This is a genomic window from Roseateles sp. NT4, from assembly GCF_051857475.1.
GTDB lineage: Bacteria > Pseudomonadota > Gammaproteobacteria > Burkholderiales > Burkholderiaceae_C > Pelomonas.
Window position 1 is genome coordinate 141,903 of the sequence record NZ_JBPZGZ010000001.1, and the last position, 15,157, is coordinate 157,059.

The window sequence follows — 15,157 nt, forward strand, 5'->3', positions numbered from 1 at the left end:
GCACCGACTCAGATCCCGAAGTCGCTCGAGTCGCCGTTCATGGCCTTCTCGATGAGCTTGCGAGACAGGCGTTCGGACAGCAGCTCGGCAAAGGCGTACACATAGTTGCGCAGATAGGCCCCGCGCTTGAAGGCGATGCGCGTCACGTTGCTGCCCAGCAGGGTGCCCAGCGGCCGGGCGACGAGGTCGCTGCCCGGTTGCTCCTCGCGCATGGCCATCTCGGCAACGATGCCCACGCCCATGCCCAGACGCACATAGGTCTTGATGACGTCGGAATCGATGGCCTCGAGCACGATATTGGGCGTCAGATGACGCGAGGCAAAAGCCTTGTCGATGCGGGTGCGGCCGGTGAAGCTGGGGTGGTAGGACACCAGCGGCTCGGTGGCGAGTTGCTCGAGGTTGATGCGCTCGACCGTTGCCAGGGGGTGGTCACGCGGCACGACCATGACGTGCTGCCATTCATAGCAGGGCAGGGTGACCAGCTCGGGATACTGGGCCAGGGATTCGGTGGCCAGCCCCAAGTCGGCGGTCTCGTCCAGCAGCATCTTGGCGACCTGGTCGGGGCTGCCCTGGTGCAGGCTGATGCGCAGCTGGGGCAGGTTCTTGCGCAACTGGGCCACCGGTGCCGGCAGCACGTAGCGGGCCTGGGTGTGGGTGGTGGCGATGGAGAAGGTGCCGCTGTCCTGGCGCGAATACTCCTCGCCGATGCGCTTCAGGTTGCCGACCTCGCGCAGGATGATCTCGATGCAGGCCAGCACCTGCTGGCCTGGCTCGGTGATGCGGCGCAGCCGCTTGCCGTGGCGCGAGAAGATGTCGACGCCCAGCTCTTCCTCCAGCTCGAGGATGGCCTTGGACACGCCGGGCTGCGATGTGAACAGGGCCTTGGCCGTCTCGGTCAGGTTGAGATTGCGGCGGGCGGCTTCCTGGACGAAGCGGAATTGATGCAGATTCATTCGAGGACACCCAGGCAGGCCAGGCTGATGGCGTTGAGCACGGCTTCCTGTTCGCCCAACGGCGCATGCAGCCGCCACTCGACGGCATGGCGTTGGCGCAGTTGGTCGAGCAGGGGGGGGATGTCGCGCCGGACATGGCCGCCGGTGCCGAGGAAGAGGGGCAGCACATGCACGCGCGTGCAGCCGGCGCTCACCAGCTGTTCGGCGGCCTCTTCGATGCCGGGCGTCATGAATTCGAGAAACGCCATCACCAGTGGCGTGCCGGGTCGCGCCGCGCGCAGGCGCTCGGCAATGGTCTCGAAGGGCCGTGCCCAGGCCGGGTCGCGCGCGCCGTGGGCAAAGAGCAGCAAGCCCTCCATCACCGGTATCTGACCAGCCAGGTGAAGGCCGCCATGGACAGGCCCATGTAGAGCAGGCTGGGCGTGGCGGCGACGACCCAGGGCGTCCAGTTTTTCAGCAGGCCCAGGTGGCCGGCCACGTTGTTCAGCAGCACGAAGCTGATGCCCAGCATGATGCCGCCGAAGACCTTGAGGCTGATGCCGCCCGAGCGGCCGTGCAGATAGGCGAAGGGCAGGGCCAGGGCCACCATGACGAAGCAGGCGAAGGGATAGAGGGCCTTGCGCCAGAACTGGATGTTGTGGGCCTGGGCCGACTGCTCCTGGGCCGACAGATGGGCGGTGTAGCGGTAGAGCTCCAGCGTCGACATGGACATGGCCGGCAGCACCGCCGCCGCAATGACGCCGGCATGCAGTGAGCTCTGCCAGTCCAGCTTGTCCAGGCGCTGCTCACTGACGACGACCTCACCAACGGGGCTTGCACCGGCTTGGCTGCCCTGGTTCCACAGCGTGCGCTTGACCTTTAGCAGATGCCAGACGCCCTGGGCGTCGACATCGACGTTCTCGGCCTCGGTGCGCGACATCAGCCGGCCCTGGTCGTCGAACTCGAAGATGCGCACATCTTCCAGTTCGCCGCCGGTGCCGACGCGGCCGACCTTGACCGAGTAGCTGCGGTCCCGGCCGTCGATCTTCTGGTGGTCCTTGAGCCAGGCGCCGCGCTTGGCCGTGTTGGCGTCGTGGCTGAAGCGGGCGCGCAGGTCGTCGCCCTGGCGCTCGAACTGCGGCGCCACATAGTCGCCGACGGCAAAGGTCAGCACCGCGAATACCGCCGCCAGCCGGGCGAGCAGGCCGAGGGCGCGCGCCGGGCCGAGGCCGCCGGTGCGCAGGATGGTGAACTCGCTGTTCTGAGCCAGCCGGGCCAGCGCGATGATGGTGCCGATCAGCACGGCGATCGGGAACAGCGTGTAGAAGTTGCCCGGCAGCTCCATCGCGGCCAGCAGGGCCGCCTTGCCGGCGCCCGCGCCGATGCGCGACATGCGGTCCATCTCTTCGACGAAATCGTTGAAGAAGACCAGCGACATGAAGGCCATGACGACCAGCAGCACCGAGCCGACGATGTCCTTGTACAGGAGTCGACGCACCGTCCTCATGCGGCCATCTCCTTCACGCGCCGGCGCAGGCAGAAGCGGTTGGCGTTGTCGCGCAGCCAGATGATGGCCAGGGCCAGGAACAGGGCGCTGCCGTGCAGGGCGATGAGGGCGCGCGGTAATGAGGTGCGGCCGTTGCCGACCCAGGAGACGGACACGTTGATCAGGTTGAAGTAGACGACGAAGGTCAGCAGGGCGAAGAGCAGGTTCCAGTTGTTGGCGCGGCGCGGGTTGGACGCGGCCAGGCCGACGCCCAGCAGGGCCATGTTGATGCCGCCCAGGATCATCCCCAGGCGCCAGGCTAGCTCGCCCTGGTTCTTCGGCGTGGGCAGGCGCAGCAGGTCCAGCGTCGCCGTCGCCTTGGGCGGCAGCTGGTTGGCATTGGCCAGCACCTGGGTGTCGGTCATGACCTTGTACTGCTGGAAGCGGGCCAGGCTCTTCTCGCCCGTCTTCAGCTGTGTCTCGTTGCGCTGTCCATGGTCGAGCACCAGGAAACGGTCGTCGCCTTCCATTTCCAGCTGGCCACGCGAAGCCGTCGTCACCGATTCGCGCTCGTTCTGGTTGGCCAGGATGAAGACATTGCGGCCGGTGGCGGCGTTGTCACCGTCGCGTTCGATGAAGAAGACGCGGCTGCCGTCGCGCGAACTCTGGAACTGGCCCGGCGCGACGCGCGACAGGTCGCTGCGCTTCTGGTAGCGATCGCGCAGCTCCGCGCTGTTCTGGTTGCCCCAGGGCCAGACCAGGAGTTCCAGCACGACGACGGCCAGCAGCACCGGCCAGGCCATGCGCAGCACCGGGCGCACGAAGCGCGACAGCGGCATGCCGCTGGCAAACCAGATCGTCATCTCCGACTCGCGGTAGAAGCGTCCCAGCGTGATGACGACGGCGATGAAGACCGACAGGATGAGCATGGTCGCCAGGTGGGCGATGGTGGCGTAACCCATCAGCAGCACCACGTCTTGCGGCGCGACATTGCCGCCTGCGGCCTGGCCCAGGGTCTTGATCACGGTCAGCGTCAGCATGATGGTCAGGATGACCACCAGGGTGACGCCGAAGCTTTTGGCCAACTCGGATCGCGTGGATGAATCGAATAACATCAAACGCACTTCTATCTACTTCCAGTCATTATGGACTTCAAGATTCAAACCGCTGAGCTGGGTGCGCTCGCGGGAGTGGGTGCCGACGCCCTGGTCGTCGTGCTCGGCGGCGATGCGCTGCCCAAGGGGCTGGATGCGGTGGTTGCCAAGCATGTGCAAGCCGCCATCAAGCTCGGCGATTTCGCGTTGAAGGGGGGGCAGGCGCTCACGCTGACGCAGGTTGAAGGCGTCAAGGCGACCCGCCTCGTGCTGGCCGCCAGCGGCAAGACCTCCCTGGCGGCCGCGCGTGCGGCGCTGGCCGCTGGCCTGGGCCAGATCAAGTCGCGCGGAGCCGTCAGCGCCGCCGTGGCGTTCGCGGGCTTTGACGCCAGCCTGACCGAGGCGCTGTCCGAGCAGGTGGCGGTCACCGCGGCCGACACGGTTTATCTGTACCGCCACACCAAGCCCAGCGCGCCGGCCGCCTCCAAGCTGGCCAAGCTGGCCCTGCTGGTGGGCAAGGCCGACCTGAAGGCGGCCAAGACCGGTCTGGCGCGCGGCGAGGCCATCGCGGCCGGTGTCGACCTGGCCCGCGAATGCGCCAACCGCCCCGCCAACTACGCGACGCCGACCTATCTGGGCGAAGTCGTGCAGGGCCTGGGCAAGACCCATGGCCTCAAGGTCGAGGTGCTGGACAAGAAGGCCGTCGAGAAGCTCGGCATGGGCAGCTTCCTGTCCGTCGCCCAGGGCTCGGACGAGCCATTGCGCTTCATCGTGGCCCGCTACGAAGGCGCGGCCAAGACGGTGGCGCCGGTCGTCCTCGTCGGCAAGGGCATCACCTTCGACACCGGCGGCATCTCGCTGAAGCCGGGTGCCGAGATGGACGAGATGAAGTTCGACATGGGCGGTGCGGCCAGCGTCATCGGCACGCTGCGCGCCGTGGCCGAGCTCAAGCCCAAGCTCAACCTCGTCATGATCGTTGCCGCTTGCGAGAACATGCCCAGCGGCCGTGCGGTCAAGCCGGGCGACGTCGTCACGTCGATGTCGGGCCAGACCATCGAGATCCTGAACACCGACGCCGAAGGCCGCCTCATCCTCTGTGATGCGCTGACCTATGCGGAGCGCTTCAAGCCCGCGGTCGTCGTCGACGTCGCGACGCTGACCGGTGCCTGCGTCATCGCCCTGGGCGGCGTGCGCAGCGGCATGTATGCCAGCGACGACGAACTCGCGGCCGCGCTGACCGCGGCCGGCGACGCGGCTCTGGACCCTTGCTGGCGCATGCCCCTGGACGACGAATACGCCGAAGGCCTGAAGAGCAACTTCGCCGACGTGCCCAACATCGCCGGCCGTGCGGGCGGCTCCATCACGGCCGCCAAGTTCCTGCAGCGCTTTGCCGGCAAGTACCGCTGGGGCCACCTCGACATCGCCGGCACGGCCTGGAAGGGCGGCGCCGCCAAGGGCGCGACCGGCCGTCCGGTGGGCCTGCTGACCCACTTCGTGCTGAGCCACGCGAAGTAATCGGTGGCGCTTCAAGTCAGCTTCTACAGCGACGCGGCCGAGCCCCTGCAATACGCCTGCCGGCTGATCCGTCGCGCTTTGGCGTCGGGCAAGCCGGTGGGGGTCTGCGTGGCCGCCGCCCAGGCCACTCGTCTAGACGAGTTGCTGTGGAGCTTTGACGCGACCGAGTTCATCCCGCATCGGCGTTGGGACGGCACCACGCCGGCCGTGCCGGGCGAGGTGCTGCTGGTCGAGGACGCGGCGCGCCTGCCGCATCGCGGCCTGCTGCTGAACCTGGGCGACGACATGCCCTCCGACGCGCTTGCATTTGAACGCGTATTGGAGGTCATCGGCCAGGCGCCCGAGCGCGTTCAGGCCGGGCGTGCGCGATATCGCGTCTATCAGCAGGCCGGTGCCAGGCTGGACCACTTTTCAGCGGCGGGTTGACAACGCTGCGTCCACGCTTTCCCGAATGAGAGCCCCCCGGATTTGGGGTATGTTCAATTGGTTGAAAAATCAACAGTTGTCTGTTTGTTCCTTTCCATTTCAAACCGGAGTTGATCCATGCAAGTCAAATTGAATGTGGTGGTCGGTGCAGTGGCAGCGCTGCTCAGCGGTGCCGCAATGTCTCAGGATCTGGTGGTCAAGATCGGTCACGTCGGCCCGACCAGCGGCGCCATCGCCCACCTGGGCAAGGACAATGAGCTGGGCGCTCGCCTGGCCATCGAAGACCTGAACGCCAAGGGCGTCATGATCGGCGGCAAGAAGGCCAAGTTCGAACTGCTGGCCGAAGACGACGCCGGCGATCCGAAGCAAGGCACGGCCGCTGCCCAGAAGCTGGTGGACTCCAAGGTCAATGGCGTGGTGGGTCACCTGAATTCGGGCACCTCCATCCCCGCCTCCAAGGTCTACAGCGACGCTGGCATTCCCCAGATCTCGCCGTCGGCCACCAACCCCAAGTTCACCCGCAACGGCTACAAGACGACCTTCCGCGTCGTGGCTGACGACGTGCACCTGGGTGGCACGCTGGGCAAGTACTCGGTGGCCCAGTTGAAGGGCAAGTCCATCGCCGTCATCGATGACCGTACCGCTTACGGCCAGGGCGTCGCCGACGAGTTCGAAAAGGGCGTCAAGGGCGCGGGCGGCAAGGTTGTCGGTCGTGAATTCACCAACGACAAGGCCACGGACTTCACCGCCATCCTGACCTCCCTGAAGGGCAAGAAGCCCGACGTCGTCTTCTTCGGCGGCATGGACGCCGTGGCCGGCCCGATGCTGCGCCAGATGAAGCAACTGGGCATCGAAGCCAAGTTCATGGGCGGCGACGGCATCTGCACGGGCGAGCTGCCCAAGCTGGCCGCCGGCACCATGGGTGACGGCCAGGTCGTCTGCGCCGAAGCCGGTGGCGTTGAAGGCGAAGCCAAGAAGTCGATGGACGACTTCAAGGCCAAGTTCAAGGCCAAGTTCAACGTCGACGTGCAGATCTACGCACCGTACGTGTATGACGCCGTCAACGTGATGGCTGCCGCCATGGCCAAGGCCGGCTCCGCCGACCCCGCCAAGTACCTGCCCGTGCTGGCCAAGACCGCCGGCTACAAGGGCGTGACCGGCACCATCTCGTTTGACGAGAAGGGCGACATCAAGAATGGCGCCCTGACGCTCTACACCTACAAGGGTGGTGCCCGCGAGCAGCTCGCCGTCGTGCGCTGATCCAGCTCCGCTGAGCGAAACGCCCGCCCTGGCGGGCGTTTTTCATCAAAGAAGGCCCGCCCCCCCGCGGGCCTTCTCCTTTTTGGGTGGGGCGAAACCGCGCCGCGCGTGGCAGACGACAAACTAATGCGTGCTGCGACAACGGTGCTGCATGAATCGTGAATACTGCCCACGCGATTCCTGCTGGCCAATATCGACGGAACCGAAAACCCCGGGAGGCCCACTCAGCAGCGAACTTCCATAAACCCTGTGCCGCCGAATTTCAAAGGAAGGGGCGTGCGTTCCGCACGCTTTGCCAGGCCCGGCGGCGGGGCTGTCATGGTGCTGTCGTCCGCTTTCGGTTCTACTGCCGCCCGTTGTGAAAAACACCCTCGGCACGGGTTGCGGAGGCCTGGTGACGCGACACGGATTCAAGGGGCAAGCACCCTCTAAACGGGGGGCTTTCAAGCCCGGGGGGGCGGAGGCATGATGCCGGCGCGATCAAGGGGTGGTCGGACATGTCCGTTTCGGCGTCAAGTCGGGGACTTCCATAGGCCAGCCAGGCGGTCTCCGGGGCGGTCCGCGAGTCGGGCTGCCGCAAGGTGGTGATGCGACATGCAGCCGCCGTGCGCAGGTGAATGGAATATCGATATTGATTCGAGTTTCGTTAATCGGATATGCGGAAAACGCCAGGCAGTAGTGATCGGGGATGCAAATGATTCGAATATTCAACCATTACCTGCACAAGCAGACCTTGCTACAGGTCTTCTTTGATCTCGGCCTGATCGTCTTTGCCGTCATCGCCGTCGTCCTGAGCCAGGGCGAGTCGGCGCAGACCGTGCTGCCCTTTGCCGCCTCGCATGGCCTGTCGCTGGCCGGTTGCATGTTCGTGATCAATTCGGCGACGGGTTTCTACCAGCACGTCCACAACCGCTCCATCACCGAGTCCTGCGCGCGTGCGCTGTTCGGCCTGCTGTTCGGCCTGCCGCTGGCCTATGCCATCTTCAGCCTGGTGCCTTCCAACACCAGCCATCGTGACCTGCTGACCCTGGTGGCCATGGTGGCCGTGGCCGCGGTCATGGTGCATCGCGTCTACGCCGCCCACTCCGGCACCCAGGCCCGCCTGCGCAGCCGCATCCTGATCTTCGGTACCGGCGTTGCCGCCCGCACCGTGGGCAACACGCTGCGCGCCTCCGATCCGCACGCCCAGATCGTCGGCTTCTACGCCGGCCCGAACGAAGAGCATCCCGAGGTGCCGCAGAGCGAGATCATCAATGACGGCGCCAACCTGACGGAAGCCGCCCTGCGCCACAACGTCGATGAGATCGTCGTCGCGCTGAGCGAGCGCCGTGGCGGCAGCATGCCGCTGCGCCAGCTGCTGGATTGCAAGCTGTCCGGCGTGCGTGTCGTCGACATCGCCACCCATTTCGAGAAGACCCTGGCCCAGATCAACATCAAGCACGTCAACGCCGGTTGGCTGGTGTTTGGTGACGGCTTCAGCCAGGGCATGCTGCGTGCCGCGATCAAGCGGGTCTGCGACGTCATCTTCGCCACGCTGATCCTGGCCGTGACCTGGCCCATCATGCTGGTGACGGCCCTGGCCATCGTCTTCGAGTCGCGCGGCCCGGTCCTCTACCGCCAGGAGCGCGTCGGCCTGAATGGCGTGCCGTTCAGCGTCATCAAGTTCCGCAGCATGCGCACGGATGCCGAGAAGGATGGCAAGCCGCGCTGGGCCACCAAGAACGACGACCGCGTGACCCGCGTCGGCCGTTTCATCCGCAAGGTGCGCATCGACGAACTGCCCCAGCTCTTCAACGTGCTGGTGGGCGAAATGAGCATGGTGGGGCCGCGTCCGGAGCGCCAGTTCTTCGTCGACGACCTGATCAGCAAGATTCCCTACTACGCCGTGCGTCACAGCGTGAAGCCGGGCGTCACCGGCTGGGCCCAGGTGCGTTACGAATACGGCTCGACCATCGAGGATTCGGTGGAGAAGCTGCAGTACGACCTGTACTACGTCAAGAACCACTCCCTCTTCCTTGATCTGCTGATCATGCTGGAGACCGTGGCGGTGGTGCTGACCGGCAAGGGCGCACGCTGAGCGGCGAGCCGCTTGGGCGTAAGCGCCTATGCCCCGACGCCTGGGGCATGCTTGAATGATGCATGTCTCCCGCCGTCGAATCGGACACTGTCCCTGGCGCCATGGTTGAGGCGCTCGGTTCCTTCCTCTCCTTGAGCAGCCTGGGCGACCTGATCTGCTGCGTCGCCTACGGCCTGTTCGCGCTCCACTTCGCGCTGCGGCTGCTGCGGGGCAGCATGGCTGTCTCCGTGCCGGCCCTCGTGTTCCTGACAGCGCTGGCGGCGAGTTCGATCTGGTCCGGCCTGGCGCTGGCGAACGAGCTGAGGCATTGGTCCGACCGCCTGCCGACCTGGCTGGTTCCCGGCTTCGACCTGCTGCGCTACAGCCTCTGGTTCGGCTTCATGCTGATGTCGCTGCCGCCGCCGCGGCGCGGTGGCGGCCTGGGTTGGATGCGGCCCATCGCCGTCGCTGCGGTGTTGGCGCGCCTGGCACTGATCCTCCTGGGTGAGGGCGTACCGGCCGAGAGCCTGGCACGTCCCCAGGCCTTCACGGCGCTGGCGCTGGCGGTGCTGGGCCTGGTCCTGGTCGAGCAGATGCTGCGCAACGCGACGGGGGACGCGCGCTGGAATGCCAAGCCGGTCTGCCTGGGCCTGGGGGCCATCTTTGTCTTCGATCTCTTCATCGGCTCGCAGTCGGCGCTGTTCGAGCGTTTCGATGGCGATGCCATCAGCGTGAGGTCGCTGGTGCATGCCGCCGCGGTGCCGCTGCTGTACGTGGCCTCGCGCCGCCACGCCGACTGGCTGGGCAAGCTGCATGTGTCGCGCGCGGCGGTCTTCCACTCGGCGACGCTGCTGCTCGTGGGCACCTATCTGCTGCTGGTGGCCGGCGTCGGCTACTACGTGCGCTACACCGGCGGCCAGTGGGGGCGGGCCCTTTCCGTGGCCCTGGTCTTCGTCGCACTGGTGGGCCTGACGCTGCTGATCGCCTCCGGCTCGATGCGCTCGCGTCTGCGCGTCTACATCAGCAAGAACTTCTTCAGCTACCGCTACGACTATCGCGAGGAGTGGCTGCGTTTCACCCAGCTGCTGTCGGGCAGCGCCGAAGCCCAGCACACGGCCGAGACCGTCGTGCGGGCGCTGGCCAACCTGGTGGAAAGCCCCAGCGGCATGCTGTGGCTGCAGCGCTCCGCCGGTGGCGACTTCGTGCAGGCGGCCCGCTGGAATCTGCCGGCCGAGCCCGGCAGCGAGGCCCGCGACGGGCCGCTGGCCACGTTCTGGCGCGAGCGCGCCTGGATCGTCGATGTGGACGAGTGCCGCCGCAGCCCCGATGCCTATCCGGGCCTCGAGCTGCCGGCCTGGCTGCTCGCAGAGCCGCGCTGCTGGCTGCTGGTGCCCCTGCTGGTGCGCGAGGCCTTGATCGGCTTTGCCGTGCTCGGGCGGCCGCGTGCCGTCGTCGAGCTGAACTGGGAGGTGCGCGACCTGCTGCGCACGGCCGCCAGCCAGGCCTCCGGCTATCTCGACCAGGCCCAGGCCACGGAGGCCCTGCTGGAGGCGCGCAAGTTCGACGCCTTCAACCGCATGTCGGCCTTCGTCGTGCACGACCTGAAGAACATCGTCACCCAGCTCTCGCTGATGATGAAGAACGCCAAGCGCCTGCGCGACAACCCCGAGTTCCAGCAGGACATGCTGGATACCGTCGAGAACTCGCTGGAAAAAATGCGCCAGCTGATGCTGCAGCTGCGCGAGGGTGACAAGCCACACGGCGTGACCAGCGGCGTCGACCTGGAACAGATCGCCAAGCGGCTGGCCGCCGCGGCCTCCAGCAAGGGCCGGGTGCTGGAACTGGGGCTGCAGCCCGGCGTCAGCACGCGCGGCCATGCCGAGCGTGTCGAGCGGGTGCTGGGCCATGTGGTGCAAAACGCCTTCGATGCCACACCGGCCAGCGGCCATGTGCGCCTGACACTGGATGCGCAAGGGAGCCAGGCCCGCGTTCGCGTGGAGGACAACGGCTGCGGGATGAGCGAGGATTTCATTCAGAATCGACTCTTCAAGCCGTTCCAGACCACCAAGGCCAGCGGCATGGGCATCGGTGCCCACGAGAGCTATCAATACGTACAGGAACTGGGAGGGAAAATCAGCGTGGAAAGTGAATTGAACCGGGGCACCACCGTGACCCTGTTGCTGCCGCTCTTCCACGCCCAGGCGGATGCTCCGTTGACGGCGCTTGACGTCCAATGAGCGCGCCCAGCCATGCCCCCCTGCTGATCGTCGAGGACGATCTGGCCCTGCAGAAGCAGCTCAAATGGTCGCTGGATCGGTTCGAGTCGGTGACGGCCGACGACGTCGCCAGTGCCGTGCTGCAGTTCCGCCGCCACAGCCCCGCCGTCGTCACGATGGATCTCGGCCTGCCACCCGATCGGGACTCGGTGTCCGAGGGCTTCAAATGCCTGGAGAAGCTGCTGGAGCTCGATGCCCGGGTGAAGGTCATCGTGCTGACGGGCCAGAACGATCAGGACAACGCCCTGCGCGCCATCCGCATGGGGGCTTACGACTTCCTCGCCAAGCCCGTCGATCCCGACGTGCTCAGCCTCACGGTCGAGCGCGCCTATCGCCTCTACGAGCTGCAGCAGGAGAACCGACGCCTGCAGACGCAGCAGAGCAGCGACGTCTTCTCCGGCCTCATCACGCGCGATCCCGGCATGCAACGCGTCTGCCGCATGATCGAGAAGGTGGCCCCCAGCGACGCCACGGTGCTGCTGCTGGGCGAGAGCGGTACCGGCAAGGAAGTGCTGACCCAGGGCCTGCACGACGCCTCCAAGCGCAAGGGTCGCTTCGTCGCCATCAACTGCGCGGCGATTCCCGAGACGCTGCTGGAGAGCGAGCTCTTTGGCTACGAGAAGGGTGCCTTCACCGGCGCGACCAAGTCCACCCTCGGCAAGATCGAGACCGCCAATGGCGGCACGCTGATGCTCGACGAGATCGGCGATCTGCCCATGCCCTTGCAGGCCAAGCTGCTGCGCTTCCTGCAGGAGCGCGTCATCGAACGCGTGGGCGGCCGCCAGGAGATCCCGATCGACGTGCGCGTCGTCGGGGCGACCCACCAGGATCTGAAGGCGCGCATCGCCGACGGGCGTTTCCGCGAAGACCTCTACTACCGGCTGGCCGAGATCGTCGTCGAGATCCCGCCGCTGCGCGAGCGCGTCGGCGACCCGGTGCTGCTGTCCCATGCCTTTGCGCGCCGCTTCGCGACCGAAATGCGCCGTCCGGCCCCCACGCTGGCCGACGACGCCGTGCGTGCGCTCGAGACGCATCGCTGGCCGGGCAATGTGCGCGAGCTGCAGAACATGCTCAAGCGCGCCGTCATCATGTGTGAGGACGACCGCATCACGGCACTGGACCTAGGCTTGCGGGCGGCACCTGCCCCGGCCGATGACAGCGCGACGCTGGATCTGCGCACCGTTCGCGAGAACGCCGAACGCCAGGCCCTCATCACGGCACTGGCGCGTACCGACGGCAACATCGTCCGTGCGGCCGAATTGCTGGGCATCAGCCGCCCGACCCTCTACGACATGATGAACCGGTTGCAGATCAAATGAGCCACAAGATGCCTTCCCCGTCTGTTTGCCTGGCTGGAACGGTGCTTGCGGCGTCCGCCTTGTTGGCGGGGTGCTGGGGGCCGACGCCGTCGCAGATGGTCGAGTCGGGACGGGCCCGCATGCAAAAGGGCGAGTACAAGGCTGCCGCCATCGAATTCAAGAACGCGCTGCAAAAGGACGCCACGCTGGTCGACGCCCGCTTCTGGCTCGGCAAGGCCTTGCTGGAAAGTGGCGACGCCAATGGCGCATGGGTGGAGCTGTCGAAGGCGAAGGAAGGCGGCTACAGCAACGACGAACTCGTCCCCGTGATGGCGGCTGCGCTGATCCTGCGCGGCGAAGGCAACAAGTTCATCGCTGACTACGCGGACGCCAAGCTTACCGACCCCAAGCGCCAGGCGGAGCTCAAGGCCGCCCTGGCCACGGCTTACGGGGCCCAGGGCAAATACGTCCAGGCCCGGGCCGCCGCAGACGCTGCCTTGCAGGCCGATCCGAACAACCTCATCGCGCAGCTGTCGATCGTCCAGCTGCTCGCCGTCACGGGCGACAAGGCCGGCGCCATGGAGGAGGTGGACAAGGCCTTGAAGGCCCACCCCGAAGCCTCGCGTCCCTGGGTGTCGAAGGCCGAGCTGCTGCAGGCCACGAACGCCGATCCTGCTCAAGTCATGCTGGCCTATCGCGAGGCCCTCAAGCGCCGCAACGATGACTTTCAGGCCCACATCGGCGTCGTCCGCTTGCTGATGGCGCAGCGAGACTTCGAAGGGGTCGACAAGCAGCTGGCCGAGATGGCCAAGCAGCAGCCGAACAACCCCCTGGTGATGTACTACACGGCCAGCGCAGCCTTCGAGCGGCATGACCTGAAGAAGGCCTTCGAGCTGTCGCAGCAGCTGCTGAAGATGGCGCCGCACAACCCCATGTTCCTGTACCAGGCCGGCCTCATCGAATATGAGCGCGGCGGCTATCTGCAGGCGGTCGCACACCTGGGCAAGGCCTTGCCGAATTCGCCGAATCCGGTCCCGGTGCGCATCATGATGGCGCGGGCCCAGCTGCGCGCCGGCGACGCGCGCAAGGCCTTGAGCTTCGTCTCTCCCTTGCTGGAGAACGACAAGCTGGCCACTTCGGAGGCTTATGCCGTCGCCGCCGATGCCTCGCTGCAGATGGGCGACGGCGAAGCCGCCAAGCGTCTGTATGCCAAGGCCGTCAAGCTCAACCCCGGCAACATGAAGGGCCGCACGGCGCTGGCGGTGGCCGAAATGATGGGTGGGCAGACCGAAAAGGCCCTGGATGAACTGAAGTCCGTCGCCAATCAGGATGCCGGTGTCGAGGCCGATGTGGCCATGACCATGTCCCTGCTGCGCCGCAACCGCCTGGACGAAGCGGCGGCGGCCATCGAGGCGATGGACAAGAAGCTGCCGGGCAAGCCGGTTGCACCGCTGCTGCGCGGAAGACTGGAACAACTCCTCAACCATCGCGACAAGGCGCGGGAGCAGTACGAGGAGGCCTTGCGCCGCTTCCCGTCCTATATGGCAGCTGCGACCACGCTGGCGGCCATGGACTACGAAGACAACAAGCCCGCCGCTGCCGTGGCGCGCTTCGAGAAGGTGGTGGCGGCCGATCCGCAGTCCCTCGATGGCGCCATTGCGCTGATCTCGGCGCGCACCCGCGCGGGCGCACGCCCCGAAGAGATCCGCAGCCAGCTGGAGGCCGTCATCAAGCGCTTCCCGGACCAGGAGTTGCCGCGGCTCGCGCTGATCACGCATCTGATGGAGGCGGGCGAGAACAAGCTGGCGGTCCAGGCCGCCAACGAGACGGCGGCCCGGTTCACGGACAGTCCGAAGGCCTTGGAGGCTTTGGGCCTGGCCGAGTTGTCGGTGGGCAACCTGAACCAGGCTTCGCAGGCGTTCAGCAAGATGTTGGCCCTGCGGCCCAATTCGGCCGACGCCATGATGCGCATGGTGGACCTGCACGATGCGCGCAAGGATGTGCCGGCGGCCATCGCCCAGCTGCGCAAGGTCCTGGCGGTCAAGCCCGACCATCTGCAGGCCCAGATGCGGCTGATCACGCTGTTGGCTCGAAACGGCAAGATGGACGAGGCCATGGCCATCGCCAAGTCCGCGCAGACCCAGTCGCCGAACGAGCCGCAAGGCTGGTCGTTCGAGGGTGACGTGCAGGCCGCCAAGCGCAACTGGCCGGCTGCCGTGGCGGCGTTCCGCACCAGCCTGTCCAAGCGCCCGCTGGAAGAGACGGTCATCAAGCTCTATCTGACGCTGGCCAGCGCCGGGCAGCAGGCTGACGCAGACAAGCTTGCGGTGGACTGGCTGGCCAAGCATCCTGAATCGCCGGCGCTCGACTATCTGCTGGGCGACCAGGCCATGGCGCGTGGCGACTTCGACAAGTCGGAACAGCATTTCCGCAAGGTCCTTGCCGTGCGGCCCGGGAATGCCGTGGCGTTGAACAACCTGGCCTGGCTGCTACATCGTGCCGGCCGTCCGGGGGCCCAGGAAACGATCGACAAGGCGATGGCCCTGGCGCCGAACTCGCCGGCCCTCACCGACACGGCGGCGGAAATCCAGGCGGGTGCTGGGCATCTGGACAAGGCCTTGGCCTTGCAGCGTCGCGCGGTGGAGCTGGATCCCGAGCAACCGCTGCACCGGCTGCACCTGGCCGAATACCTGATCAAGAACAATCAGAAGGCCGAAGCCAAGGGCGAACTCCAGAAGCTTGCCGATCTCGGCAAGAGCTTCGGGCGCGCGGCCGATGTGCAGAAGCTGCTGTCGACGCTTTAATCTCTGGATC

Annotated in this window: 11 protein-coding genes; 7 read left to right on the forward strand and 4 right to left on the reverse strand. The window is 66.4% G+C overall.

Annotated features, from left to right (window positions below; all coding sequences use genetic code 11):
* Window positions 1-8: 8 nt before the first annotated feature.
* The 4 genes from ACS5PN_RS00705 to lptF are packed head-to-tail and all read right to left on the reverse strand — an operon-like array spanning window position 9 to window position 3,533.
* Entirely contained in the window at window positions 9-953 is a 945-nt protein-coding gene (locus ACS5PN_RS00705; RefSeq protein ID WP_439462025.1) for a CysB family HTH-type transcriptional regulator, read from the reverse strand.
* Window positions 950-1,312 carry a sirohydrochlorin chelatase gene (locus ACS5PN_RS00710; RefSeq protein ID WP_439462026.1) on the reverse strand — a complete coding sequence of 121 codons (363 nt, stop codon included), beginning with the start codon at window positions 1,310-1,312 and terminating at the stop codon, window positions 950-952. The genes ACS5PN_RS00705 and ACS5PN_RS00710 overlap by 4 nt, the downstream gene beginning before the upstream one ends.
* Entirely contained in the window at window positions 1,312-2,439 is a 1,128-nt protein-coding gene (lptG, locus tag ACS5PN_RS00715; protein ID WP_439462027.1) for an LPS export ABC transporter permease LptG, read from the reverse strand. The genes ACS5PN_RS00710 and lptG overlap by 1 nt, the downstream gene beginning before the upstream one ends.
* Window positions 2,436-3,533 carry an LPS export ABC transporter permease LptF gene (gene lptF, locus ACS5PN_RS00720; protein ID WP_439462028.1) on the reverse strand — a complete coding sequence of 366 codons (1,098 nt, stop codon included), beginning with the start codon at window positions 3,531-3,533 and terminating at the stop codon, window positions 2,436-2,438. The genes lptG and lptF overlap by 4 nt, the downstream gene beginning before the upstream one ends.
* A gap of 30 nt (window positions 3,534-3,563) precedes the next feature.
* Here lptF and ACS5PN_RS00725 point away from each other — a divergent pair, with 30 nt between their 5' ends.
* The 7 genes from ACS5PN_RS00725 to prsT all read left to right on the forward strand — a co-directional run bounded on the left by ACS5PN_RS00725 (window position 3,564) and on the right by prsT (window position 15,147).
* Complete coding sequence (locus ACS5PN_RS00725; protein WP_439462029.1) at window positions 3,564-5,027, forward strand: leucyl aminopeptidase; 1,464 nt, start codon at window positions 3,564-3,566, stop codon at window positions 5,025-5,027.
* Window positions 5,028-5,030: 3 nt separating this feature from the next.
* The gene (locus ACS5PN_RS00730) at window positions 5,031-5,453 is read left to right on the forward strand and encodes a DNA polymerase III subunit chi (protein WP_439462030.1); all 423 of its coding nucleotides are present in this window, start codon (window positions 5,031-5,033) and stop codon (window positions 5,451-5,453) included.
* A gap of 117 nt (window positions 5,454-5,570) precedes the next feature.
* Window positions 5,571-6,713, forward strand: coding sequence for a branched-chain amino acid ABC transporter substrate-binding protein (locus tag ACS5PN_RS00735; RefSeq protein WP_439462031.1), 1,143 nt, complete (start codon window positions 5,571-5,573; stop codon window positions 6,711-6,713).
* A gap of 694 nt (window positions 6,714-7,407) precedes the next feature.
* The gene (locus ACS5PN_RS00740; protein ID WP_439462032.1) at window positions 7,408-8,790 is read left to right on the forward strand and encodes a TIGR03013 family XrtA/PEP-CTERM system glycosyltransferase; all 1,383 of its coding nucleotides are present in this window, start codon (window positions 7,408-7,410) and stop codon (window positions 8,788-8,790) included.
* A gap of 101 nt (window positions 8,791-8,891) precedes the next feature.
* Window positions 8,892-11,006, forward strand: a complete 2,115-nt coding sequence (gene prsK / locus ACS5PN_RS00745; protein ID WP_439462033.1) for an XrtA/PEP-CTERM system histidine kinase PrsK — start codon at window positions 8,892-8,894, stop codon at window positions 11,004-11,006.
* Window positions 11,003-12,364, forward strand: a complete 1,362-nt coding sequence (gene prsR, locus ACS5PN_RS00750) for a PEP-CTERM-box response regulator transcription factor (RefSeq protein ID WP_439462034.1) — start codon at window positions 11,003-11,005, stop codon at window positions 12,362-12,364. Before prsK ends, prsR begins: the two co-directional genes overlap by 4 nt.
* Window positions 12,365-12,372: 8 nt before the next feature.
* Window positions 12,373-15,147 carry an XrtA/PEP-CTERM system TPR-repeat protein PrsT gene (gene prsT, locus ACS5PN_RS00755; protein ID WP_439462035.1) on the forward strand — a complete coding sequence of 925 codons (2,775 nt, stop codon included), beginning with the start codon at window positions 12,373-12,375 and terminating at the stop codon, window positions 15,145-15,147.
* Window positions 15,148-15,157: the final 10 nt, after the last annotated feature.

What these genes read in the sequence shown, in the direction of transcription:
- ACS5PN_RS00705 (WP_439462025.1), bottom strand. Translation starts at nt 953, where the DNA reads ATGAATCTGCATCAATTCCGCTTCGTCCAGGAAGCCGCCCGCCGCAAT.
- ACS5PN_RS00710 (WP_439462026.1), bottom strand. Translation starts at nt 1,312, where the DNA reads ATGGAGGGCTTGCTGCTCTTTGCCCACGGCGCGCGCGACCCGGCCTGG.
- lptG (WP_439462027.1), bottom strand. Translation starts at nt 2,439, where the DNA reads ATGAGGACGGTGCGTCGACTCCTGTACAAGGACATCGTCGGCTCGGTG.
- lptF (WP_439462028.1), bottom strand. Translation starts at nt 3,533, where the DNA reads ATGTTATTCGATTCATCCACGCGATCCGAGTTGGCCAAAAGCTTCGGC.
- ACS5PN_RS00725 (WP_439462029.1), top strand. Translation starts at nt 3,564, where the DNA reads ATGGACTTCAAGATTCAAACCGCTGAGCTGGGTGCGCTCGCGGGAGTG.
- ACS5PN_RS00735 (WP_439462031.1), top strand. Translation starts at nt 5,571, where the DNA reads ATGCAAGTCAAATTGAATGTGGTGGTCGGTGCAGTGGCAGCGCTGCTC.
- ACS5PN_RS00740 (WP_439462032.1), top strand. Translation starts at nt 7,408, where the DNA reads ATGATTCGAATATTCAACCATTACCTGCACAAGCAGACCTTGCTACAG.
- prsK (WP_439462033.1), top strand. Translation starts at nt 8,892, where the DNA reads ATGGTTGAGGCGCTCGGTTCCTTCCTCTCCTTGAGCAGCCTGGGCGAC.
- prsR (WP_439462034.1), top strand. Translation starts at nt 11,003, where the DNA reads ATGAGCGCGCCCAGCCATGCCCCCCTGCTGATCGTCGAGGACGATCTG.
- prsT (WP_439462035.1), top strand. Translation starts at nt 12,373, where the DNA reads ATGCCTTCCCCGTCTGTTTGCCTGGCTGGAACGGTGCTTGCGGCGTCC.